Here is a 20297-nt window from a genome sequence, read left to right as displayed (position 1 = left end):
CGAAGGCCCGGGCGCTTGGACGGCCCGTCCGAACCGCGAGATGGAGATCACGTGCTGGAAGAGGTGGAGCGCTGGCTGTCCCGGCGGTCCTGGTCCGTGGCGGACCGGCCGCTGGAGCGGATCCTCGCCGCCAAGCGCTCGACGACGGTCAGCGTGGTGCTGCCGGCGCTGAACGAGGAGGCGACCGTCGGGGACATCGTGGGCGTGATCCGCCGCGAGCTGATGTCGGAGGCGGTGCCGCTCGTGGACGAGCTGGTGGTGCTCGACTCGGGTTCCACGGACCGCACGGCGGAGGTCGCGGCGGCGGCCGGGGCGCGGGTGGTCGCGCGGGACGACGTGCTCCCCCGGATACCGGCCGTGCCCGGCAAGGGCGAGGTCCTGTGGCGGTCACTGATGGTGACGGGCGGGGACGTCGTGTGCTTCGTGGACGCGGACCTGCGGGACTTCTCGGCGGACTTCGTGACGGGGATCGTGGGCCCGCTCCTGACCGACCCCGAGGTGCACCTCGTGAAGGCGATGTACGACCGCCCGCTGGGCGACGCCCCCGGTCAGGGCGGCCGGGTGACGGAGCTGATGGCGCGCCCGGTGCTCAACCTGCACTGGCCGCAGCTGGCCGGCTTCGTGCAGCCGCTCGGCGGCGAGTACGCGGCCCGCCGCTCGCTCCTGGAGCGGCTGCCCTTCCCGGTCGGTTACGGAGTGGAGCTGGGGCTCCTCGTGGACGCGCTGCACACGGTGGGCCTGGACGGGCTCGCGCAGGTGGACGTGGGGGTCCGCAAGCACCGGCACCAGGACGGGCACGCGCTCGGCCGGATGGCGGCGACGATCTACCGGACGGCGCAGGTCCGGCTGTCGCGGGGGCACCTGGTGCGGCCGTGGCTGACCCAGTTCGAGCGGGGGGAGGCGGGCTTCGAGCCGCGGACGTACCCGGTGGACACGGAGGAGCGGCCGCCGATGACGGAGATCGCGGAGTACGCGCGCCGCCGCGTGGCGTAACGCGCCCTTATGACCCGTTTTACTTACATTCATCTTCCATGGGTTCCATGGACTTCAGGCGGGGTGCGGGCAGGGTACTGACGGCGGCGGGCGTGGCGGCGGCCTCGCTCCTGGCGACGGCGCCGGGCGCGGCTCCCGCACCACCGACGTCCGTGTCCCCGGCGTCCGTCTCCGCGTCCCCGGCGTCCGTCTCCGTGTCCCCGGCGTCCGTCTCCGCGTCCCCGGCGCCGGGCGCGCACGGCGGCCGGCCCGTCACCCCGGCACGGGCGCGGGGCGGCGAGGAGCGGCTCTGGCTGCTCGGCGGCCTGGTGACAGCGCTGGCGGCGACGGGCCTGGTGGCGAGGGCGGCCCTGCGCGACCGCACCGACCCCTGAGGTCCCGCGAAGCCCCTCCCGGGCTCCCGCTGACGCTCCGTGGCCGAGATCCCCCCGTCTTGTATACGTACGTTTGAGCGTTTACGGGACGGGCTAGGTTCGCCACATGGCTACTGTGCTCGTCGCATCCAACCGCGGTCCCGTCTCGTACGTGCTCGGCGAGGACGGCTCGCTCGACACCCGCAGGGGCGGCGGCGGTCTGGTCTCCGGCCTGAGCGCCGTCTCCTCGCAGGACAGCGTGTGGGTGTGCGCGGCCCTCGGCGAGGGCGACCGGGAGGCGGTCCGGCGCGGGGTCGCGGAGCCCGGCGTGCGCATGCTGGACATCGATCCGGACGTGTACGCGGACGCGTACAACGGCATCGCGAACTCGGTGCTGTGGTTCCTCCACCACCACCTGTACGACGTCCCGCGCGAGCCCGTGTACGACGCGGAGTTCCGGCGCCGGTGGGAGTCCTACCGGGCCTACAACCGCGCCTTCGCGGAGGCGCTGGCCGGGGCGGCGGACGAGGGGGCGGCGGTCCTGGTGCAGGACTACCACCTGGCCCTGGTCCCCGGACAGCTCCGCGAGCTGCGCCCGGACCTGCGGATCGCGCACTTCACCCACACCCCGTGGGCGTCCCCGGAGTACCTGCGGATGCTGCCGGACGACATCCGCGAGGAGCTGCTGTGGGGCATGCTCGGCGCGGACGAGCTGGGCTTCCACACGACGGCCTGGGCCGAGGCCTTCTCGGCCGGCGCGGACGTGCAGGGCACCGGGACGCGCGTCGCGGTGCACCCGCTCGGCGTCGACGCCGAGGAGCTGCGGGCCCTCGCGTACCGGCCGGCGGTGGACGAGCGGCTCGCGGAGCTGCGGGCGGAGGTGGGCGACCGGAAGGCCATCGTCCGCGTGGACCGCACCGAGCTGTCGAAGAACATCCTGCGCGGCCTGCTGGCCTACCGCGAGCTCCTGACCGCCCACCCGGAGTGGCGCGGCCGGGTGGTCCACCTGGCGTCGGCGTACCCCTCGCGCCAGGACCTGGAGGTCTACCGCTCGTACACGGCGGCGGTCGCGGACCTGGCGGAGGAGATCAACGCCGAGTTCGGCACGGAGGACTGGACGCCGGTCCTGGTCTCGGTGAAGGACGACTTCACCCGCTCCCTGGCGGCCTACCGCCTCGCGGACGTGGCCCTGGTGAACCCGGTCCGCGACGGCATGAACCTCGTGGCCAAGGAGATACCGGTGGTCTCGGAGGAGGGCTGCGCCCTCGTCCTCTCCCGGGAGGCGGGCGCGTACGAGGAACTGGGCGAGGACGCCCTCACGGTGAACCCCTTCGACGTCTCGCAGACCGCCGAGGCCCTCCACGCGGCCCTCACGATGGCCCCCTCCGAACGCGCCGACCGCACCAAGCGCCTGGCGACCGCGTCCACGGCCCTGCCTCCGCAGCGCTGGTTCCTGAACCAGCTGGAGGCGCTGAGGGGACCCGCGTAGGGCTTCGTACGCAGGCCGGAGCATCGCCGTTCCGAAGAACACGCCCTCACACGAATGTAGTTGATAAACCAACCAATCCGACATTCGCATGCATTCCACAATGAGTCGATGTACGCTACCCGTCAGTAACTGACGGGTGCCCGTCAGGGGGAAACCGGGTCCGCACGCCCAGGGCGTCGCGGACCTCATCGACCGAGGAACAGATGCACCACAAATTCATATCCAGGCTCGTCGTGCTGGCGACGGCCCTCTGCGTCCTGCTGACCACAGGCGCGGGGAACGGCGGCAGCGCTCACGCCGCCGAGCAGAAGCAGCAGCTCAGCCTCATCGAGATCGCTGAACGCGCCTCGAAGTACGCGAAATGCGACCACCTCCGACTCCTGGAGAAGGCGGCGTGCCTGCGGGAGTTCGCGGGCAAGGCCGTCAAGGCCGGCGCCGGTACGGCCCTGTTCTTCTACGCCACGCAGAACGCGATGAAGGACCAGGGAGCGCGCTTCGGTTCCCTCAACAAAGAGCTGAAAGCGCTGAAGGACCTCAAGCTCGCCGAGCTGCGCGACCCGGCGAAGGGGGAGGACGCCAAGCACCAGGAAGAGGAACTGACCCATGCGGTCAGGGCCTTCCGGGCCGCCGAACCCCATCTGGAGCAGCTCGGTTCCGACATCGCCAGGGCCGACCGGCTGATGGGAGCACAGTCCGACTCCCTCCTCGTCCTGAGCATCCTGACCGTCGCCCTGAGCGACCGCTACCCCGAACCGGGGCCCATGCCCCCGGTCACCGAGCCCGTCAAACCGCTCTTCGACTGGGACAAGGACCTCAAGGAACTCGACGCGGCGTTCGATCGGATGAACGCGGGCTTCGCCCAGATGGACCGCGGCCTGAAAGAGATGAACGAGGGTGTCGACCTCCTCAACAAGGGCCTGAAGCAGGCGAACGCGGGCATCGCCAAGGCCAACCGCGGCATGGAGGAGATGAACAAGGGCATCGCCCAGGCCAACCGCGGTATGACCCAGACCAACAAGGCCGTCCCCGGCATCAAGAAGGGAGCGGAGAAGCTCCGCGAAGTTTCCTCCATCGACTTCGACTTCTCCCACGTCGGCGACACCTGGGGATCCGGTTCGAGCGGCCTGGACGACGCCGAGCAGCAGCGCCGCATGGGCCTGATCCTGGACCTCATCCCGGGCATCGGCGACGGCAAGGGCATCGTCGAGGCCCTGACCGGCAAGGACATGGCCACCGGCGAGGAACTCGGCGCCGCCGATCGCGCGCTCGGCGCACTGGTCGTCCTGCGCTGGCTCAAGGTGGGCGGCAAGGTCCTGAAGGCCGAGGACGTCCGCGACGCCCGCAAGGGCGAAGAGATCGTGGCCTGTCTGGTCGACAGCAGTTTCCTTCCCGGCACGCCGGTGCTCCTGGCCGACGGTACGCACGTGCCGATCGAAGAGGTCGAGGAGGGGGACCTCGTCCTCGCGAGCGATCCCGACTCCGGCCGGACCGGGCCGGCACCGGTCACCGATCTGATCAGCACCGAGGGCGAGAAGCACCTCGTCCGGATCACCGTGGACGCCGAGGACGCCGAGGACGCCGAGGACGACCGAAGCGTCACGGCGACGGAGAACCACCCGTTCCGAACCGAACACCCCGATCAGTGGACCGACGCGGCGGATCTCCGGCCGGGCATGTGGCTGCGGACCGACACCGGCGCCCCTGCCCGGATCACGGACGTCACGGCGTTCACCGCCCGGGATCAGAAGGTCCACAATCTCACCGTCGCCGACCTGCACACCTACCACGTACTCGTCGGCGGCAGCGCGGTCCTGGTCCACAACGCCAAGAAGACGAAGTGCGAGCTGGTCGTCGACCACGTCGGCCAGGTGGACCAGGACTGGGTGACCAAGGGGGCCCACGTCAACATGAAGGACGGCATGGAGGTGGCGCTTCGCCCGGACGGAAAGGGCGGCATCACGGGCGAGGCCATCCGCCTGAAGAAGGGCACCGCCACGCAGAAGCAAGTGGACGCGGTCGTTGCGGCCCTGAAGAGCGACCCGAAGCTGCGAGCGGACATGATCAGGGTGACGAAGGGGGCCAAGGAGGTGTTCGAGTCCAGCGCCAGGGCCATGAAGGAAGGCCGCAATCCGCAGTGGCGCTTCAGCAACGACCGGACGAAGGAACTACAGGCCCTGATCGACGCCATGGAGAAGATGTAGATGTCCGACCTCGATTTCTACGCCCACGTCGTCACCCGTGGCGACGTTCTGGGCGCCGGCATCTCCGCCCCGCCCGCCGCGTGGGAGGTGGCGTTGGGATCCGACTACCTCGACGACGTCTCGCAGGGACTCATGCGCCGGGACTACGGGCTGGTGGAGCTCTCGTTCGAGGAGCACGACGGTGTCTGGTCGTGCTTCGGCATCAGCGTGCAGGTACACCGCCTGAGGACGGGCGACGCCTCCATGGTGCCGCCGCCGCTCCTGAACGCGTACGGGCACTTCGCCTCCCGGGTGGACGCCGACGAGCTGAGCGCCGCCATCACCCGTCTGGGCCACTCGATCGAGCCCGACGACGACACGACGACGACCGATGTCCGCCGGTACCGGGTGAGGGAGACGGGAGCGAGGATCTTCGTCGTCGCCGACCCTGATCCCTATGGATACGGAGAGGACGATCCGGACATGCCCGGCCCTCGGGCCGGCGACGTCCGGGCCGTGGTCCTGTCCCCGTCCTGGTGGCCGAAGGAGAGCTGAACCGGACCGCACCCCGGCCCCCACCGAAGGCGCGGCGGGCACCCCCACGGGTGGCCGCCGCGTCCTCGCGCGAAGCACGAATTCCCAGGGCGTCGTCGAGGCGGACGTCCGCCTCGGTGAGGGTGTACTCGACGCGGGGCGGAACCTCGTCGTAGGAGAAGCGGTCCACGAGGAGGGCCAGGTCCTGCTCCCCACCGCCAGTAGGTCTCCACGAGGTCGGACCGGAACGGACCGAGGCCGCAGACCTCGTCCTCGATCCACAGGAGGGGGTCAGTGGTCACGGCGGTCTCCGATCACGAGGACGGGTGCGTAGGAGCGGGTCGAGCCGGGTTCGCCCACGAGGGCGCCGTCCACAGTCTGGACCCAGGCGTGCAGCCGGACGGGGTCCGGCGCCGCGTAGACGCGGCGGCTCGTACCGCGGTCGTCACCCGGCCCATCGCGGTCGCCCCGGGGCCTGCGCTTCTGATCGCGAAGACGGCTGCCAGGGCTGCGGCGGCCGACACGGTCCACGGACCTCCATCACGCCCTCCCTTCCCCGTGGACGTCCCGGACCCGAGTGGAGTCGCGGTGGTGCGCATGCAGAGCGGGTCTACGAGTCCTGGGGATACGAGGTGATCGGCACGAGCCGCCCGTCCCCGGAGTCTCCGGTGCTCACCGCGATGATCCGGTCGATCGTGTCCGCCGCCTGACGGGGCCGGAACCCACGCGTCGCCGTCCTCTCGCCTCCGCGCGGGCGGAGGCGCTTCCACCCCCGACCCGTCCGGTCGGCGGAAACCCCTGGTGGCCCCCGCGCGCGACCGGTACCGTCCGCCTGATCATCCGCATCGTTCAGGGACAGGTCCCATGCGCACAGGCCCTCCGCACGTTTCCGCCGTTCTCGGTCTGGTGGTCGCTCTCGCGCTGGGTGCCGCCGGCTGCGCGGCGGAGCCGTCCGCGCCGGCTTCCCCGGCGGGGACGGCCACGACGGCGTCCCCGGCTCCGGAGGAGACCGTACGGAGGCTGACCCCCGAGCAGTTGGTCGCGGCCGCGCTGCCCGACGGGGTGGTCCCCGGCTCGTACGCCAATCCCGTCTCCGTCCTGGAGCGCGGGGACGACGGCCCCGAGGTCGAGCCCCCGTCCGAGCCCGCCTGCGTCCCCTTCCTCGACGCCCTCGGCGCCCGGAGCGCCCCCAGCGCGGCCGGGCAGACGTTCAACTGGAAGGGCGACGTCTACGGCGGCGAGACCGTGCTCGCCTCGTACGAGGGGACCGGCGCGCAGGAGGCGTTCGCGGCCGTGCGCGAGGGCCTGAAGACCTGCCGGTACTACGAGCAGCGGGGCCGGGCCGGGCTCTACAAGGGCACGGTCGCCCTCGGCGCCGCCCCCGGGGTCGGGGAAGAGTCCGCGCGGTTCGAGATCACCGCCCCCTCCGAGGCGGGCCCGCACGTGACCGAGTACACCGTGGTCCGGGTGGGGAACACCGTGGCGACCTTCAGCAAGCTGTCGGTCGCCGGCCACACCGTACGGTCGTTCCCGGGCGGGCTGATCGCGAAGCAGGCCGAACGGCTCCGGCAGGCGCAGAACTGACCCCGGAGGGGCCGCCCGCTCAGTCCCCCCGCACCGCCTCCGCCAGCGCCGTCAGGAAGTCCACCACGCCCGTCGGGCCCGGGACCGCCAGGTCGCCGCGGTCGGAGAGTTCCGGGACCTCGACGGAGCCGCTGCAGACCAGGAGGCCGGGGGTGCCGTCGGAGCGGAGCTTCTCGACGGCGGCGAAGGCGGGCAGGTCGCCCAGGTCGTCGCCCGCGTAGAGCACGGCGCCGGCGCCCGTCTCCCGTACGTACGCGGTGAGCGCCACGCCCTTGTCCATGCCCGGGGGCCGCAGCTCCAGGACCATCCGGCCGGGCTCCAGGACGAGCCCGTGTTCGGCGGCCAGGTCGGCGAGGGGGCCCCTGAGCGCCTCGAAGGCGCCTTCCGGGTCGGTGGCCCTGCGGGTGTGGACCGCGACCGCGCGGCCCTTCTCCTCGATCCAGACGCCCGGCCAGGCCCCGGCCCGGTGCAGGAGGCCGGGCAGCTCGGCGCGGACGGCGGCCACGCCCGGGGGGACCGGGGCGGCCTGCACGGTGCCGGTGACGGCGTCCCAGCGCTCGGCGCCGTAGTGACCGAGGACGACCAGGTGCTCCAGGCCGGGGACGCCGGCGAAGCCGCCGTAACGGACGGCGACCCCGGCGGGCCGGCCGGTCACGACGGCGACGGAGGCGACCCGGGGGGCGAGGGCCGCGAGGGCGGCCACCGCGCCGGGGTGGGCGCGGGCCGATTCGGGGTCGGGCACGATGTCGGCGAGCGTGCCGTCGAAGTCGAGGGCGACGACGGTCTCCTCCGGCCGCGCGAGGATCGCGGCCAGACCGTCACGGCCGGCGGACGTGGTCGGGTGCGGAAGGCTGTTGACCATGCTTCCGACCCTACCCAGGCGGGGCCTCCCCTACCGCCTGCGCTGGCGCTCCTCGCGGACCCGGCGCAGCCGGTTGACGGTGACCGGGTCGTGGGCCAGGGCCCGCGGGTCGTCGAGGAGCGCGTTGAGGAGCTGGTAGTACCGGGTCGGCGAGAGGCCGAGCCGCTCGCGGACGGCCCGCTCCTTGGCCCCGGGACCGGGCCAGGACCGGCGCTCGACGGCGAGGAGGGCCCGCTCCTGCTCGGTGAGACCGGCAGGGCCTCCGCTGCCCCCCTCGTGCGTCGCTTCCCGGTCCTCGCTCATAGGACCAACCTATTACTCGGCGGCCTCCGCCGCCGTCGCCACTCGGCCGATCGAGCCCAGGACCTCGGCGGGGCGGCCGTCCGGGGTGACGGCCTTGCCGATGTTCTGCTTGATGTTCTCGCTGACCTTGGCCCACGAGGTCTTGCCGACCGGCGGGAGCTGCGCGTCGGGGAGGACCTTGAGGAAGACCTGCAGGTTGGCGTGCTCGGGGTCGGTCTCCATGCGGGTGGAGGCGCTGACGGTGACCGGCAGCAGGTCGTTGTCCCCGGCGAACTTCAGGACGTTCTCGTCGGAGAAGGCGAAGTTGAGGAAGTCGCCGATCTCCTTGCGGTGGCCGTTCTGCTTGAAGCCCATGATCCAGTCGGCGACGCCCATGGCGGCCCTGGACGGGCCGTCGACGCCGGGGAGGGGGACCTGCCCGACCTCGACGCCCTTCTTCTCGGCCTCCTTGAGGAGCGAGGGGTGGCCGTTGAGCATGCCGACCTCGCCGTTGGCGAAGGCGGCGAAGGCGGCCTTGCGGTTGAGCTTGCCGGGGGCGACGGGGCCGGTGAGGTCCTTGCCGACGAGGTTCTTGCGCAGCCAGTCGAAGGTGCGCACGTTGGCCTCGGAGTCGACCGCGTAGTGGTCGGTGGCGTCGGTCCAGCCGCCCTCGCCCGCGAGCAGCCACATCATGGCCTCGGCCTGGGCCTCCTCGGGGCCCAGCGGCAGCGCGAAGGGGGTGCGGACGCCCTGCTTCTTGAGCTTCCCGGCGGCCGCGGCCAGCTCGTCCCAGGTGGTGGGCGGCTCGGCGCCGGCCTTCTCGAACAGGTCCTTGTTGTAGAAGAGGGAGCGCGTGGAGGCGACGAAGGGCAGGCCGTACTGGGTCCGCTTGTGCTCGCCGGCGGTGGCGAGCGGGGCGAGGAAGTTGGCCTGCACGGGTATGGAGAGCAGCTCGTCGGCGGCGTAGAGCTGGTCGGCGGCGGCGTAGTCGGCGTAGGCGCCGATCTGCGCGATGTCGGGGGCCTCGCCGGCCTCGACCATCTCGGCGACCTTGCGGTCGACGTCGTCCCAGGACTCGACCTGGACCTGGACCTTGATCCCGGGGTGCTTCGCCTCGAAGGCGGCGGCGAGATCGGTCCAGTACTTCTTGGAGGAGTCACCGCCGGTCAGGTCGTACTCGGCGGCGACCAGCTTCAGGGTCACGTCGCCGGAGTCGCCGCCCAGGGAGCCGCAGCCGGAGACCGTGGCGGTCAGTCCGAGGGCCGCGGCGGCCGCGGCCAGTCCAAGAAATCGTCGCCGCTCCACGGCTTCATCCACCCTTTGCTCTTCGTTGAGCTGCACTGAGCTGCACGTTTGCTCTCTGCAGGGCCGCAAGTCTGCCTCGCGTCCGGGTATGAGGTCTACACCACTCGGGTATCACTTCCGCAACACCCTTTCCGAAATGCCGCGGATCGGACGCGGTGCGGACGTGACGCGGAGGCGGTGCGGACGCGCGGCGCGCCCGGGGACCGAGGGCGAGGGGCCGGGAATCGAATTTGTATCCGTACGCAACAATCCTCAGCAGTGGACTAGACCTTTTGCCCCGTGGCGGCCAGACTATGCCCCGTGAGACACGTCATCGCCCTGGATGTGGGCGGCACCGGCATGAAGGCCGCCCTCGTCGGGGCGGACGGCACCCTGCTGCACGAGGCCCGCCGCGCCACCGGGCGCGACCGGGGCCCCGAGGCCGTGGTCGAGACGATCCTCGGCTTCGCGGAGGACCTCCGCCTCCTCGGCCAGGAGCGGTACGGAGAGCCCGCCGCGGCCGCCGGAGTCGCCGTCCCCGGAATCGTCGACGCCGAGAACGGCATCGCCGTCTACGCCGCCAACCTCGGCTGGCGCGACGTTCCCATGCGCGAACTCCTCAGCCGCCGCCTCGACGGCATCCCCGTCGCCCTCGGCCACGACGTGCGCACCGGCGGCCTCGCCGAGGGCCGCATCGGCGCGGGCAACGGCGCCGACCGCTTCCTCTTCGTGCCCCTCGGCACCGGCATCGCCGGCGCCATCGGCATCGGCGACCGCATCGAGGCCGGCGCCCACGGCTACGCCGGCGAGATCGGCCACATCGTCGTCCGCCCCGGCGGCACCGCCTGCGGCTGCGGCCAGCGCGGCTGCCTGGAGCGGTACGCCTCCGCCTCCGCCGTCTCCCTCGCCTGGGCCGAGGCCGGCGGCGACCCGGAGGCCGACGCCGCCGACTGCGCCAAGGCCGTCGAGTCCGGCGACCCCACGGCCGTACGGATCTGGCAGGACGCCGTCGACGCCCTCGCGGACGGCCTGGTCACCGCGCTCACCCTCCTGGACCCCCGCACGCTCATCATCGGTGGCGGTCTCGCCGAGGCCGGGGAAACCTTGTTCACACCACTTCGGGCCGCGGTGGAGGAGCGAGTCACGTTCCAGAAGCTGCCCGCCATCGTCCCGGCGGCCCTCGGGGACACCGCCGGTTGCCTGGGCGCGGGCCTCCTCGCCTGGGACCTGCTCGCCGCCCAGCGCCCCACCGACTCGGAGGTTTCCGCCTGATGGCCGATCACAAGGTTCTCGCCGGCGCACACGTCGTGCTGCCCACCGGAATCGTCGAGAACGGACGCGTGATCGTCGACGGCGGCCGCATCGTGGGAGGGGGCACCTCCCTGCCCGAGCGCGGCCGAGGGCTCGGGGGAGCCCCGGAGGGCGCCGAGCACATCGACCTGACCGGCCACTGGCTCGTCCCCGGCTTCGTCGACACGCACAACCACGGCGGCGGCGGCGCGTCCTTCACCTCCGGCACCGCCGAGGAGGTCCTCAAGGGCGTCCACACCCACCGCCTGCACGGCACCACCACCACCGCCGCCTCGCTCGTCACCGGCGACATGGACTTCCTCACCGGGCGGGCCGGGCTCCTCTCCGAGCTGGCCGAGCAGGGCGAGATCGCCGGCATCCACTTCGAGGGCCCGTTCATCTCCCCCTGCCGCAAGGGCGCCCACGACGAGACGCTCCTGCGCTACCCGGACCCGGCCGAGGTCCGCAAGCTGGTCGACGCCGCGCGCGGCCGGGCCACGATGGTCACCCTCGCCACCGAGCTGCCCGGCGGCCTCGACTCCGTACGCCTCCTCGCCGACCACGGCGTGATCGCCGCCATCGGCCACACCGACGCCACGTACGAGCAGACCGTCGCCGCCATCGACGCGGGCGCCACCGTCGCCACCCACCTCTACAACGCGATGCCCGCCCTCGGCCACCGCGCGCCCGGCCCGATCGCGGCCCTCCTGGAGGACGAGCGGATCACCGTCGAGCTCATCAACGACGGCACCCACCTGCACCCCGCCGCCCTGGAGCTGGCCTTCCGCCACGCCGGGGCCGAGCGCGTCGCCCTCATCACCGACGCCATGGACGCCGCCGGCTTCGGCGACGGCCGCTACATGCTCGGCACCCTGGAGGTCGAGGTGAAGGACAGCGTCGCCCGGCTCGTCGAGGGCGGCTCCATCGCCGGCTCCACCCTCACCCTGGACCGCGCCTTCAAGCGCTCCGTCACCGTCGACGGCCTGCCCGTCGAATCGGTCGTCCAGGCCGTCTCCGCCAACCCGGCCCGCCTCCTGGGCGTGTACGACCGCGTCGGCTCCCTGGAGCCGGGCAAGGACGCCGACCTCGTCGTCCTCGACGCCGACTTCACCCTGCGGGGCGTCATGCGCAAGGGCGCCTGGGTCGTCGAACCGGCGGTCGCCGCGGCCGTCTGATCAGGGGTCATGCGCAAGGGCGGCGGGCCGGGGTCTGGGCCTGCCGCCTTTCCTTTGGCATGATCAGGGGCCGTCGGAACGTACGTTCCAGCGGTCTTCACAGGGAGTACGGGGGTGGGCAGGTGATCGTGACGGTCACCCTCAACACGGCGCTGGACCTGACGTACCGGGTCCCCGCCCTCACCCCGCACGCCTCCCACCGGGTCACGCAGGTGATCGAGCGGCCCGGCGGCAAGGGGCTCAACGTGGCCCGGGTCCTGGCCGCCCTCGGGTACGAGACGGTCGCCACCGGCTTCGCGGGCGGCGCCACCGGGGCCGTCCTGCGGGACCTGCTCGCGGCGACCCCGGTCCGGGACGAGCTGGTCGAGACGGCCGGGGCCACCCGGCGCACCGTCGCGGTCGTCGACGCCGCCAGCGGCGACACCACCCAGCTCAACGAGCCGGGCCCGACCGTCACGCCCGCCGAGTGGGAGGCCTTCCGCGCCCGCTTCACGGCGCTCCTCGACGGCGCCGGGGCCGTCGCCCTCTGCGGCAGCCTCCCGCCGGGCATCCACGTCGGCGCGTACGCGGAACTCGTCCGGCTGGCCCGCGCCGCCGCCGTGCCCGTCCTGCTCGACACCAGCGGCGAGCCGCTGCGGCGGGGCATCGCCGCCCGCCCCGACCTGGTCAAGCCCAACGCGGACGAGCTCGCCCAGCTCACCGGCGCCCGCGAACCCCGCCGGGCCACCCTCGACGCGCGCCGCCGGGGCGCCCACGCGGTGGTCTCCTCCCTCGGCCCCGAGGGCCTGCTCGCCGCCACCCCCGAGGGCCTCTGGCACGCGACCCCACCGGCCCCCGTCAAGGGCAACCCCACCGGCGCGGGCGACTCGGCCGTCGCCGGCCTGCTCTCCGGCCTGGTCGACGGGGCCCCCTGGCCGGACCGCCTCACCCGCGCGGTCGCCCTCTCGGCGGCGACGGTCCTCTCCCCGGTGGCGGGGGAGTTCGACGCGGGGGCGTACGAGGAGCTGCTGGGGCGGGTGAGGGTCACGGAGGACTCGGCCGCTCCGTGACCCGCCCGCGCCGGGGCCGCTTCTCCGGAACTACTTCTCCGGGGCTACTTCTCCGGGGTGACTTCCAGCCAGTCGAGCAGCACGTTGCACTGGTTGCCCTGCTCGCAGGAGATCTTGATCTCGTTCTCGCCCTTCTGGAGGGTGACCGGCGCCCAGGTGGTCTGCCAGTTCTTCTCCAGGTTCGGGTCCGAGGAGTGGACGAAGTTCTTCAGGCCGATCGGCAGGGAGTTCGGCTTGCCGTTGACCGTCAGGGTGGCGTTGGCGTCGACGGCCGGGATGGCGTAGCGCACGGTGAGGCGGTACGCGCCCGCCGTCGGCATGTTCGCCTTCCAGGTCACCGAGGCGCCGACCTGGTTGAAGCCCGCGACGTAGGTGCCGCCCACGCCCTCGGCGCCCTGGACGGTCTTCTCCGTGGTGGCCGAGCCGCCCAGCTTCAGCGTCGCCGCGTCCTGCTTCGGCAGTTCGACCGGGGTCTTGTCGCCGCTCGGCTCGCCGCTCGGGGTCTCCGACGGCTGGGAGGACGCCGTCGGCGTGGGCGTGGTGCCGCCGGCCTTGTCGTCCTTGGTGTCGTCGTTCATGTTGGTGATCACCGCCGCCGCGATGCCGAGCACCACGACCGCGACGACCGCGACCGCGCCGATCAGCAGGCCCTTGGTGTTGGGGCCCCGGCCGGAGCCGCCGCGCTGCGGGGCCGGCGGCGGGGTCTGGCGGGGCGGCTGGCCGCCGTAGGTCTCGGGCGCGGCGTACTGCGCGTGCGGCTGTCCGTACGGCGCCTGCTGCTGCGGCGGCACGTACGGCTGCGCGTGCTGCTGGCCGCCGTACTGGCGGCGGTCGCCGACCGTTCTGACCTGGTTGTACGAGGTCCGGGGCACGCCCGGCTGGGCGGGGCCGGGGCCCGGGTAGCCGTAGCCGCCGCCGTGCGGGGCCTGCGCGCCCGCCGCCTGTCCGTCCTCGTACAGGTAGCCGAACGGATCGTCGTCCTCGGGCTTGTTCGAGCCGTCGTTACCGGCAGCCATCCGGGTCATCCTCTCCATGCTCGCCAGCCGTCGCCGACCGGCCGAGCCTACCCCGAACGGGCCATTCCCCGACTCGGACCCTTGACCCGGTGAGAGGGGACCCACACGTCAGCCGGCCCGGCGCTGGACCTTGGCGCGGGAGCGTTTCTCCACGTACATGCGCTGGTCGGCGGAGTTCAGGACCTCCTCCACGGACATCCCGCACTCGGCCCAGCCGATGCCGAAACTGGCCCCGACGCGGACCGCCCGGCCGTCCACCCGGATGGGCGGGATGATCGCGTTGCGGAGGCGCACGGCCAGGTCGGCGGCGTCGGCCGCGCCGAGGCCGTCGGCGAGGACGACGAACTCGTCGCCGCCGAGCCGGGCGACGGTGTCCCCGTCCCGCACGCCGGTGGTGAGCCGCCGGGCCACCTCGATGAGGACGGCGTCGCCGGTGTGGTGCCCGAAGCGGTCGTTGATCGACTTGAAGCCGTCGAGGTCGCAGAAGAGGACCGCGAGCCCCTTGGTGCCGTCGTCGGTCTCGCCGCCCGGGGGCGCCACCATGTGGACGTGGTGGTCGTACGGCCCCGCGCCGTCCGCCGGCTCGAAGCCGAAGCCGTGCTCGTGTTCGTGCTCGTACGGCTCGTAGCCGGCGCCGGGCGGCCCGTACCCGTATCCGTCGCCGTACGCGCCCGGGGCGTCCGCCGGGCGCTCGCAGAGGCGCGCGGAGAGCCGGGAGCGCAGCTCGGCGCTGTTGGGCAGGCCGGTGAGGGCGTCGTGCGAGGCGCGGTGGGCGAGCTGGAGCTCGTGGCGCTTGCGCTCCTCGATGTCCTCGACGTGGGTGAGGAGGAAGCGGGGGCCGTCGGCGGTGTCGGCGACCACCGAGTTCCGCAGGGAGACCCAGACGTAGGTGCCGTCGCGGCGGGCGAGCCGCAGCTCGGCCCGGCCGCCCTCGGCGGAGGTCCGCAGCAGGGTGCCGATGTCCTCGGGGTGGACGAGGTCGGCGAAGGAGTAGCGGCGCATCACGGAGGCGGGGCGGCCGAGGAGCCGGCACAGGGCGTCGTTGGTGCGCAGGAGCCGGCCGTGCTGGTCGCCGCCCATCTCGGCGATGGCCATGCCGGAGGGGGCGTACTCGAAGGCCTGCCGGAAGGACTCCTCGCTGGCGCGCAGGGCCTGCTGCTCCCGTTCGAGCCGGACCAGGGCCCGCTGCATGTTGGAGCGGAGGCGGGCGTTGCTGATGGCGATGGCCGACTGCGAGGCGTACATCTGGAGCGCCTCCTGGCCCCAGGGGCCGGGGTGCCGGCCGTTGCGCGGGCGGTCGACGGATATGACGCCGAGGAGCTCGCGACCGGAGCCGGAGGCGTACATCGGGGCGTAGAGCCGGTCGTGCGGGTGCCACTCGTCCTCGAAGCGGGGCGCCGGGCCGTCGGTGTGCCACTGGGGGACGTCGTCCTCCATGAGCACCCAGCCCTCGGTGTGCGGTATGAACCGCAGGTCGCCCCAGGCCCGTCCCATGGAGAGGCGGCGCTCCCAGGAGGCGCGGGAGCCGACGCGGCCGGTGATCAGGGCCTCGGCGGCGGAGCTTCCGGCGAAGGCGGCGACGACGAGGTCACCGTCGGGGCGCACGAGGTTGACGCAGGCGAGCTCGTAGTTGAGACCGGCGACCACGCCGTCCGCGACGGTCTGCAGGGTGTCCGCCAGGCTGCGGGCGGTGTTGAGGTCCGTCACGACCTGATGCAGCTGCCGCAGGGTCGAGAGACGGACGTAGGGCTCCGACTCGGTCTCCATCGCTCGCTCTCCCCGAGACCTCGACAGCAACTCCAGGGTTCTGAATCGGCTTCCTGTTGCACGTTCGCGTGTGACTGTGGACTGTGCTTGCCACTGAATCACAGTGAGCTGCGCACCCGGTACACAGGGTCAGCAAATACTGGCCGCTGTGACTCAAGTCACAGCAGGTCATGGCGGGTCGGCCGGGCTTCCGGACGGGTCCTAGGACCGGCGGGGGTGGAGGGCTGGTCCCCGCGCCCGATGCGGCCGCCGGGGAGCCGTCCTAGCGTCGGGAGGGTGCTGCAGAAGACCGCCTCCCCGCCCCCCGTGACCGACCTGGCGATCCCCCATGCTGAGGGGGTGAGCAACGAAGAGTTCCGGGCGGCGATGTCCCGCCTCGCGTCGGGCGTGGTCCTGGTGACCGCGCACGACCCCGACGACGGCCCGCGCGGCGAGGACGTCGGCATGACGGCCACCGCCTTCATGTCGGTCTCCCTCGACCCGCCCCTGGTCCTGATCAGCCTCCGCAACGGCTCCCGCATGGACGACCTGCTCGCCGAGGTCCCCGTCTGGGCGGTCTCGGTCCTCTCCGAGAACCAGCGGCACGTCGCCGGTCGCTTCTCGATGAAGAACCGCGTCAGCGACCGGCTCCTCTTCGCCGACGTGCCGTACACGCGGGGCGGGGCGAGCGGCGCCCCGCTCATGGGCGGCGCGCTCTCGGTCCTGGAGTGCCGCACCGAGAACCGCGTCGTGGCCGGCGACCACACGCTCGTGGTGGGCCGGGTCCTGACGGCGGGCGTGTCCCCGGCGGACGGCAGCGGGCCCCTGACGTACTTCCAGGGGAAGTACCGGCAGCTGGGCTGACGGCCGGACACGGCCCGTCGGCGGCCGGTCAGCCCCAGTCGCGGGACTGACGGGTGCGCTTGGTCTCCGAGCGCTGCTTCTTCTCCCGCAGCCGCCGCTCGTTGATGCCGCGCGGGATCTTCGTCGGCCGGCGGGGCTTCGGCGGCGGGGCCGTCGCCTCGGCGAGGAGCGCGGCCAGGCGGACCGCCGCCGTCTCCCGGTTGCGCCACTGCGAGCGGTGCTCCGAGGCCCGTACGGTCACGACGCCGTCGACCAGGCGGGAGGCGAGGCGCTCCAGGGCGCGGGCCTTCCACACCTCGGGGAGCGCGTCGGTGGCCGCGAGGTCGAAGCGGAGCTCGACCCGCGAGTCGCTGGTGTTGACGTGCTGCCCGCCCGGGCCCGACGAACGCGAGAAACGCCACTGGAGCTCGGCCTCGGGGAGCGAGACGGAGCCGCGGATGGGATACGGACCGGACATGCCCCCCATGTTCCCCGCACCGGGCCGTCGGAGTCATCCTCATTTCCGTCCGGACCGGAACGGGAACCGCCGGGGGGCCGCGCGCGTTTCTCCAGGCGACGACACCACGATGAAAGGGACTTTCCATGGCTGTGAGCCTGTCCAAGGGCGGCAACGTCTCCCTGACCAAGGAGGCCCCGGGCCTCGCCGCCGTCACCGTGGGCCTCGGCTGGGACGTCCGCACCACCACCGGCACCGACTTCGACCTGGACGCCTCCGCGATCGGCGTGGACGCCGCCGGGAAGGTCGCCTCCGACGCCCACTTCGTCTTCTTCAACAACAAATCGACGCCGGACCAGACCATCGTCCACACCGGTGACAACCGCACCGGCGAGGGCGGCGGCGACGACGAGCAGATCAACGTCAACCTCGCGGCCCTCCCGCCGAACGTCGACAAGATCGTCTTCCCGGTCTCCATCTACGACGCGGTCTCCCGCTCGCAGAACTTCGGCCAGGTCCGCAACGCGTACATCCGCATCGTGAACCAGGCCGGCGGCGCCGAGCTCGCCCGCTACGACCTCTCCGAGGACGCCGCCACCGAGACCGCCATGGTCTTCGGCGAGCTGTACCGCAACGGCGCCGAGTGGAAGTTCCGCGCCGTCGGCCAGGGCTACGCCTCGGGCCTGGAGGGCATCGCCCGCGACTTCGGCGTCAACCTCTGACGCAGGGCGTCGGCCTCTGACGCAGGGCGTCGACCTCTGACGGACACGGCGGATCGCTGATCCCGAGAGCCCCGGCGGGACCCCCGCCGGGGCTCTGCCGTTGCCGCGTGATCGTCGAAGCCCCCGCCCCCGAGGTCCTGGAGGACGGCGTCGCCGGGACTGCGCGCGGGCGCCCGTGCGTGGTGCCGAGCAGGGAGCCGGCAGGAGGTCAGGGCGTGTCCGGCTTCTCGTCGCCGTACAGCCAGACGTCCCACAGGTCGTCGAGGTCCTCCTCCGCGACCTCCTCCGCGTAGGCGGTGAAGTCGGCGGTGGTGGCGTTGGCGTGCCGGCGTTCCTCGGGCCAGCCGCGCAGGATCTCGTCGAAGGTCCCGTCCCCGACCGTCTCGCGCAGCTTGTGCAGGACCATCGCGCCCCGCTGGTAGACGGGCGGGTCGAAGAGGTTCCCGGCGGCGGGCGGGGCGGCCGGCGGGAAGGCCCAGTTGGCCTTCTCCCGGAAGGCCCGCTCGAAGGCGGTGCGGGCGGGGACGTCCCCGTACTCCTCCTCGTACAGCCACTCCGCGTACGTCGCGAAGCCCTCGTTCAGCCACAGGTCCCGCCAGGTGGCGGGGGTCACCGAGTTGCCGAACCACTGGTGGGCCAGCTCGTGGACGAGGGTCGTCCGGTCGAAGGAGGAGGCCGGGAAGACGGGCCGGGTCTGGGTCTCCAGGGCGTAGCCGAGGGTCCCGTCCTCCGTGACGACGGCCCCGGCGGCCGAGAAGGGGTACGGGCCGAAGCGCCGCACCTGCCGGGCGAGGACCGCCGGGACCTCGGCCCGCAGCGCCGCGCTCTCCGCGGCGACCTCCGGCTCGGCGGCGGTCAGCACGGGCACGGTGCCGAGGGCGGTCGCCGTCCCCGTCTCGTACCGCCCGATCGCGACCGTCGCGAGGTAGCTCGCCATCGGTTCGGACGTGTGCCACACGGTGGTGACGCGTCCGTCCTCCTCCGTCCGGCGCTCGGTCCCGACGCCGTTGGCGAAGGCGTCGGTCCCGGCGGGGACGGTGAGGGCGATGTCGTACGCGGCCTTGTCGGAGGGGTGGTGGTTGCCCGGGAACCAGGTCGTGGAGCCGGCCGGTTCGCCGACCGCGACGACCCCGCCGCCGTCGTCGTCGCGCAGCCAGCCCTCCTCGGAGCCGTCCGCGTCCACGAGCGGCTCGGGCACGCCCGCGTACGTGACGGTGGCGCGGAACTCCGCGCCCTTCCGGATCTCCTCGCGCGGGCGGAGCGTCAGCTCGTCCCCGGCCCGGTTGTACGCGGCGGGGACGCCGTCCACGCTCGCGCCGCCGACCGTGAGCCCCGACAGGTCGAGGTTGAAGGCGCTGAGGTCCTGGGTGGCGCGGGCGGTGATCTCGGCGGTGCCGTCGAGCCGCCCGGTGTCCGGGTCGTACGCGAGGGTGAGGGCGTAGTGCCCCACGTCGTAGCCGCCGTTCCCGAGCTTCGGGAAGTACGGGTCGCGGAGCCCGGCGGCCCCCGGGGTGCCCCGGACCCCGCCGTCGGCGCCGGTGCAGCCGCCCGCGAGCACCACGAGGGCGACGAGGGCGGCGGCTCCGGTCCGGGTCCGGGTCCGGGTCCGGTGAAGGTGTGTCACGGATCGATCGTAAGCAGGTGGGAGGGGTGGTACGGAAAAGGTGGTGGCGCCCGGCGGGGTCCGGGCGCCACGGCCGATCGGGGGGCCGGTCCGGTCCTACCGGCCGAGGGAGGCGACGCCCGCCTGGGCGAACTTCTCGTCGAGGTCGCCGGAGGGGGCGCCGGCGACGCCGATGCCCGCGACGGGGGCGGCCTTGGCGGTGACGGGGGCGCCGCCGGCGAGGAAGAGGGTGTTCGGGATGTCCTTGAGGGTGGGGGCGCTGGTCAGGCGCTTGGCCAGCTCGGAGGTCGGGGCGTTCCAGGAGACGGCGGTGTACGCCTTCTTCACGGCCGACTCGTAGGACTGCGGGCCGGCGCCGTCGCCGCGCAGGGTGACGATCGTGGTGCCGTTGCGGTCGACGACGGCGACCGAGACGCGCTGGTTCTCCTTCTCGGCGGCCTTCAGGGCGGCCTGCGCGGCCTTCGTCGCGGCCTCGACCGTCAGGTGCGTCGACTGCTGGAGGTTGCCGTGGGAGGCGTCGGCGCGGACGGCGGCGGCGGGGGCGGCGGCCGGGGAGGAGGCGTTCGCGGAGACCACGCCGAAGGTGCCGGCGGCGATGACGGCGGCGGCGGTGGCACCGAAGAGGATCTTCTTCATGGGGAACTCCGTGGGATGAGTGGTCCGTGGGGTGAGGGGGCGAGGGGCGCGGTGCCGTGGGCCGGGCGGTCCGTCCGTCTCGCTCCGTCATCCATCCTGTAGCCGCTCCCGGGGCCTCCCGGTCCACGGTCCGGCTGTCCTCCGGGCGCGGACCGGTGGACGGCCGGGTCAGCCGATC

General features: G+C 72.9%; 19 protein-coding genes. 11 read left to right on the top strand and 8 right to left on the bottom strand.

Features of this window, described 5'->3' with window-relative positions:
• Positions 1–51: 51 nt before the first annotated feature.
• The 6 genes from ACIP5O_RS15170 to ACIP5O_RS15145 all read left to right on the top strand — a co-directional run bounded on the left by ACIP5O_RS15170 (position 52) and on the right by ACIP5O_RS15145 (position 7133).
• Complete coding sequence (locus tag ACIP5O_RS15170) at positions 52–993, top strand: glucosyl-3-phosphoglycerate synthase (RefSeq protein ID WP_401293086.1); 942 nt, start codon at positions 52–54, stop codon at positions 991–993.
• Positions 994–1031: 38 nt separating this feature from the next.
• The gene (locus ACIP5O_RS15165; protein WP_401293083.1) at positions 1032–1367 is read left to right on the top strand and encodes a hypothetical protein; all 336 of its coding nucleotides are present in this window, start codon (positions 1032–1034) and stop codon (positions 1365–1367) included.
• A gap of 106 nt (positions 1368–1473) precedes the next feature.
• A complete protein-coding gene (locus ACIP5O_RS15160; RefSeq protein ID WP_401293080.1) occupies positions 1474–2835 on the top strand; it encodes a trehalose-6-phosphate synthase in 1362 nt (453 codons plus the stop codon).
• A 203-nt stretch (positions 2836–3038) separates the two neighbouring features.
• A complete protein-coding gene (locus ACIP5O_RS15155) occupies positions 3039–5036 on the top strand; it encodes a pre-toxin TG domain-containing protein (RefSeq protein ID WP_401293077.1) in 1998 nt (665 codons plus the stop codon).
• Entirely contained in the window at positions 5037–5570 is a 534-nt protein-coding gene (locus ACIP5O_RS15150; protein WP_401293075.1) for a hypothetical protein, read from the top strand.
• 843 nt (positions 5571–6413) lie between these two features.
• Complete coding sequence (locus ACIP5O_RS15145) at positions 6414–7133, top strand: hypothetical protein (RefSeq protein ID WP_401293072.1); 720 nt, start codon at positions 6414–6416, stop codon at positions 7131–7133.
• A gap of 19 nt (positions 7134–7152) precedes the next feature.
• Here the strand turns inward: ACIP5O_RS15145 and otsB are convergent, their stop codons facing one another.
• The 3 genes from otsB to ACIP5O_RS15130 are packed head-to-tail and all read right to left on the bottom strand — an operon-like array spanning position 7153 to position 9594.
• Positions 7153–7995 carry a trehalose-phosphatase gene (otsB, locus tag ACIP5O_RS15140; RefSeq protein ID WP_401293069.1) on the bottom strand — a complete coding sequence of 281 codons (843 nt, stop codon included), beginning with the start codon at positions 7993–7995 and terminating at the stop codon, positions 7153–7155.
• Between the two features lie 30 nt (positions 7996–8025).
• Entirely contained in the window at positions 8026–8298 is a 273-nt protein-coding gene (locus tag ACIP5O_RS15135) for a DUF3263 domain-containing protein (protein ID WP_401293066.1), read from the bottom strand.
• Positions 8299–8310: 12 nt separating this feature from the next.
• Positions 8311–9594 carry an ABC transporter substrate-binding protein gene (locus tag ACIP5O_RS15130; protein ID WP_401293062.1) on the bottom strand — a complete coding sequence of 428 codons (1284 nt, stop codon included), beginning with the start codon at positions 9592–9594 and terminating at the stop codon, positions 8311–8313.
• A gap of 288 nt (positions 9595–9882) precedes the next feature.
• On the opposite strand from ACIP5O_RS15130, the gene ACIP5O_RS15125 reads away from it, so the two are divergent.
• The 3 genes from ACIP5O_RS15125 to ACIP5O_RS15115 all read left to right on the top strand — a co-directional run bounded on the left by ACIP5O_RS15125 (position 9883) and on the right by ACIP5O_RS15115 (position 13075).
• Positions 9883–10833, top strand: coding sequence for an ROK family protein (locus tag ACIP5O_RS15125; RefSeq protein WP_125658088.1), 951 nt, complete (start codon positions 9883–9885; stop codon positions 10831–10833).
• Positions 10833–12026: an N-acetylglucosamine-6-phosphate deacetylase gene (nagA, locus tag ACIP5O_RS15120; protein WP_401293058.1), complete on the top strand. Its 1194-nt coding sequence runs from the start codon at positions 10833–10835 to the stop codon at positions 12024–12026. Before ACIP5O_RS15125 ends, nagA begins: the two co-directional genes overlap by 1 nt.
• A 122-nt stretch (positions 12027–12148) precedes the next feature.
• Positions 12149–13075: a 1-phosphofructokinase family hexose kinase gene (locus tag ACIP5O_RS15115; RefSeq protein ID WP_401293055.1), complete on the top strand. Its 927-nt coding sequence runs from the start codon at positions 12149–12151 to the stop codon at positions 13073–13075.
• 44 nt (positions 13076–13119) lie between these two features.
• Here ACIP5O_RS15115 and ACIP5O_RS15110 read toward each other — a convergent pair whose 3' ends face one another.
• Together ACIP5O_RS15110 and cdgB are read right to left on the bottom strand one after the other, a co-directional pair.
• Positions 13120–14091, bottom strand: coding sequence for a CBM35 domain-containing protein (locus ACIP5O_RS15110; protein WP_401293053.1), 972 nt, complete (start codon positions 14089–14091; stop codon positions 13120–13122).
• Positions 14092–14199: 108 nt separating this feature from the next.
• Positions 14200–15858 carry a diguanylate cyclase CdgB gene (gene cdgB / locus ACIP5O_RS15105; RefSeq protein WP_401293050.1) on the bottom strand — a complete coding sequence of 553 codons (1659 nt, stop codon included), beginning with the start codon at positions 15856–15858 and terminating at the stop codon, positions 14200–14202.
• A gap of 276 nt (positions 15859–16134) precedes the next feature.
• Between cdgB and ACIP5O_RS15100 the strand changes: the two genes are divergently transcribed.
• A complete protein-coding gene (locus tag ACIP5O_RS15100; protein WP_401293048.1) occupies positions 16135–16701 on the top strand; it encodes a flavin reductase family protein in 567 nt (188 codons plus the stop codon).
• Positions 16702–16729: 28 nt separating this feature from the next.
• Here the strand turns inward: ACIP5O_RS15100 and arfB are convergent, their stop codons facing one another.
• Positions 16730–17167 (bottom strand): alternative ribosome rescue aminoacyl-tRNA hydrolase ArfB, encoded by a 438-nt coding sequence (arfB, locus tag ACIP5O_RS15095; RefSeq protein ID WP_053643594.1) that lies wholly within the window; start codon positions 17165–17167, stop codon positions 16730–16732.
• Between the two features lie 116 nt (positions 17168–17283).
• Between arfB and ACIP5O_RS15090 the strand changes: the two genes are divergently transcribed.
• Positions 17284–17859: a TerD family protein gene (locus ACIP5O_RS15090; RefSeq protein ID WP_030221799.1), complete on the top strand. Its 576-nt coding sequence runs from the start codon at positions 17284–17286 to the stop codon at positions 17857–17859.
• A gap of 208 nt (positions 17860–18067) precedes the next feature.
• Here ACIP5O_RS15090 and ACIP5O_RS15085 read toward each other — a convergent pair whose 3' ends face one another.
• Both ACIP5O_RS15085 and ACIP5O_RS15080 read right to left on the bottom strand, forming a co-directional pair.
• A complete protein-coding gene (locus tag ACIP5O_RS15085) occupies positions 18068–19483 on the bottom strand; it encodes a M1 family metallopeptidase (protein ID WP_401293044.1) in 1416 nt (471 codons plus the stop codon).
• A gap of 96 nt (positions 19484–19579) precedes the next feature.
• The gene (locus tag ACIP5O_RS15080) at positions 19580–20119 is read right to left on the bottom strand and encodes a heme-binding protein (RefSeq protein ID WP_401293041.1); all 540 of its coding nucleotides are present in this window, start codon (positions 20117–20119) and stop codon (positions 19580–19582) included.
• Positions 20120–20297 lie beyond the last annotated feature (178 nt).

It is taken from the genome of Streptomyces sp. NPDC088915 (genome assembly GCF_044749825.1).
GTDB lineage: Bacteria > Actinomycetota > Actinomycetes > Streptomycetales > Streptomycetaceae > Streptomyces.
This window is presented reverse-complemented; position numbering and strand designations above follow the sequence as displayed.

What these genes read in the sequence shown, in the direction of transcription:
- ACIP5O_RS15090 (WP_030221799.1), top strand. Translation starts at nt 17,284, where the DNA reads ATGGCTGTGAGCCTGTCCAAGGGCGGCAACGTCTCCCTGACCAAGGAG.
- nagA (WP_401293058.1), top strand. Translation starts at nt 10,833, where the DNA reads ATGGCCGATCACAAGGTTCTCGCCGGCGCACACGTCGTGCTGCCCACC.
- ACIP5O_RS15145 (WP_401293072.1), top strand. Translation starts at nt 6,414, where the DNA reads ATGCGCACAGGCCCTCCGCACGTTTCCGCCGTTCTCGGTCTGGTGGTC.
- ACIP5O_RS15080 (WP_401293041.1), bottom strand. Translation starts at nt 20,119, where the DNA reads ATGAAGAAGATCCTCTTCGGTGCCACCGCCGCCGCCGTCATCGCCGCC.
- ACIP5O_RS15135 (WP_401293066.1), bottom strand. Translation starts at nt 8,298, where the DNA reads ATGAGCGAGGACCGGGAAGCGACGCACGAGGGGGGCAGCGGAGGCCCT.
- ACIP5O_RS15155 (WP_401293077.1), top strand. Translation starts at nt 3,039, where the DNA reads ATGCACCACAAATTCATATCCAGGCTCGTCGTGCTGGCGACGGCCCTC.
- ACIP5O_RS15150 (WP_401293075.1), top strand. Translation starts at nt 5,037, where the DNA reads ATGTCCGACCTCGATTTCTACGCCCACGTCGTCACCCGTGGCGACGTT.
- otsB (WP_401293069.1), bottom strand. Translation starts at nt 7,995, where the DNA reads ATGGTCAACAGCCTTCCGCACCCGACCACGTCCGCCGGCCGTGACGGT.
- ACIP5O_RS15110 (WP_401293053.1), bottom strand. Translation starts at nt 14,091, where the DNA reads ATGGCTGCCGGTAACGACGGCTCGAACAAGCCCGAGGACGACGATCCG.
- cdgB (WP_401293050.1), bottom strand. Translation starts at nt 15,858, where the DNA reads ATGGAGACCGAGTCGGAGCCCTACGTCCGTCTCTCGACCCTGCGGCAG.
- ACIP5O_RS15160 (WP_401293080.1), top strand. Translation starts at nt 1,474, where the DNA reads ATGGCTACTGTGCTCGTCGCATCCAACCGCGGTCCCGTCTCGTACGTG.
- ACIP5O_RS15165 (WP_401293083.1), top strand. Translation starts at nt 1,032, where the DNA reads ATGGGTTCCATGGACTTCAGGCGGGGTGCGGGCAGGGTACTGACGGCG.
- arfB (WP_053643594.1), bottom strand. Translation starts at nt 17,167, where the DNA reads ATGGGGGGCATGTCCGGTCCGTATCCCATCCGCGGCTCCGTCTCGCTC.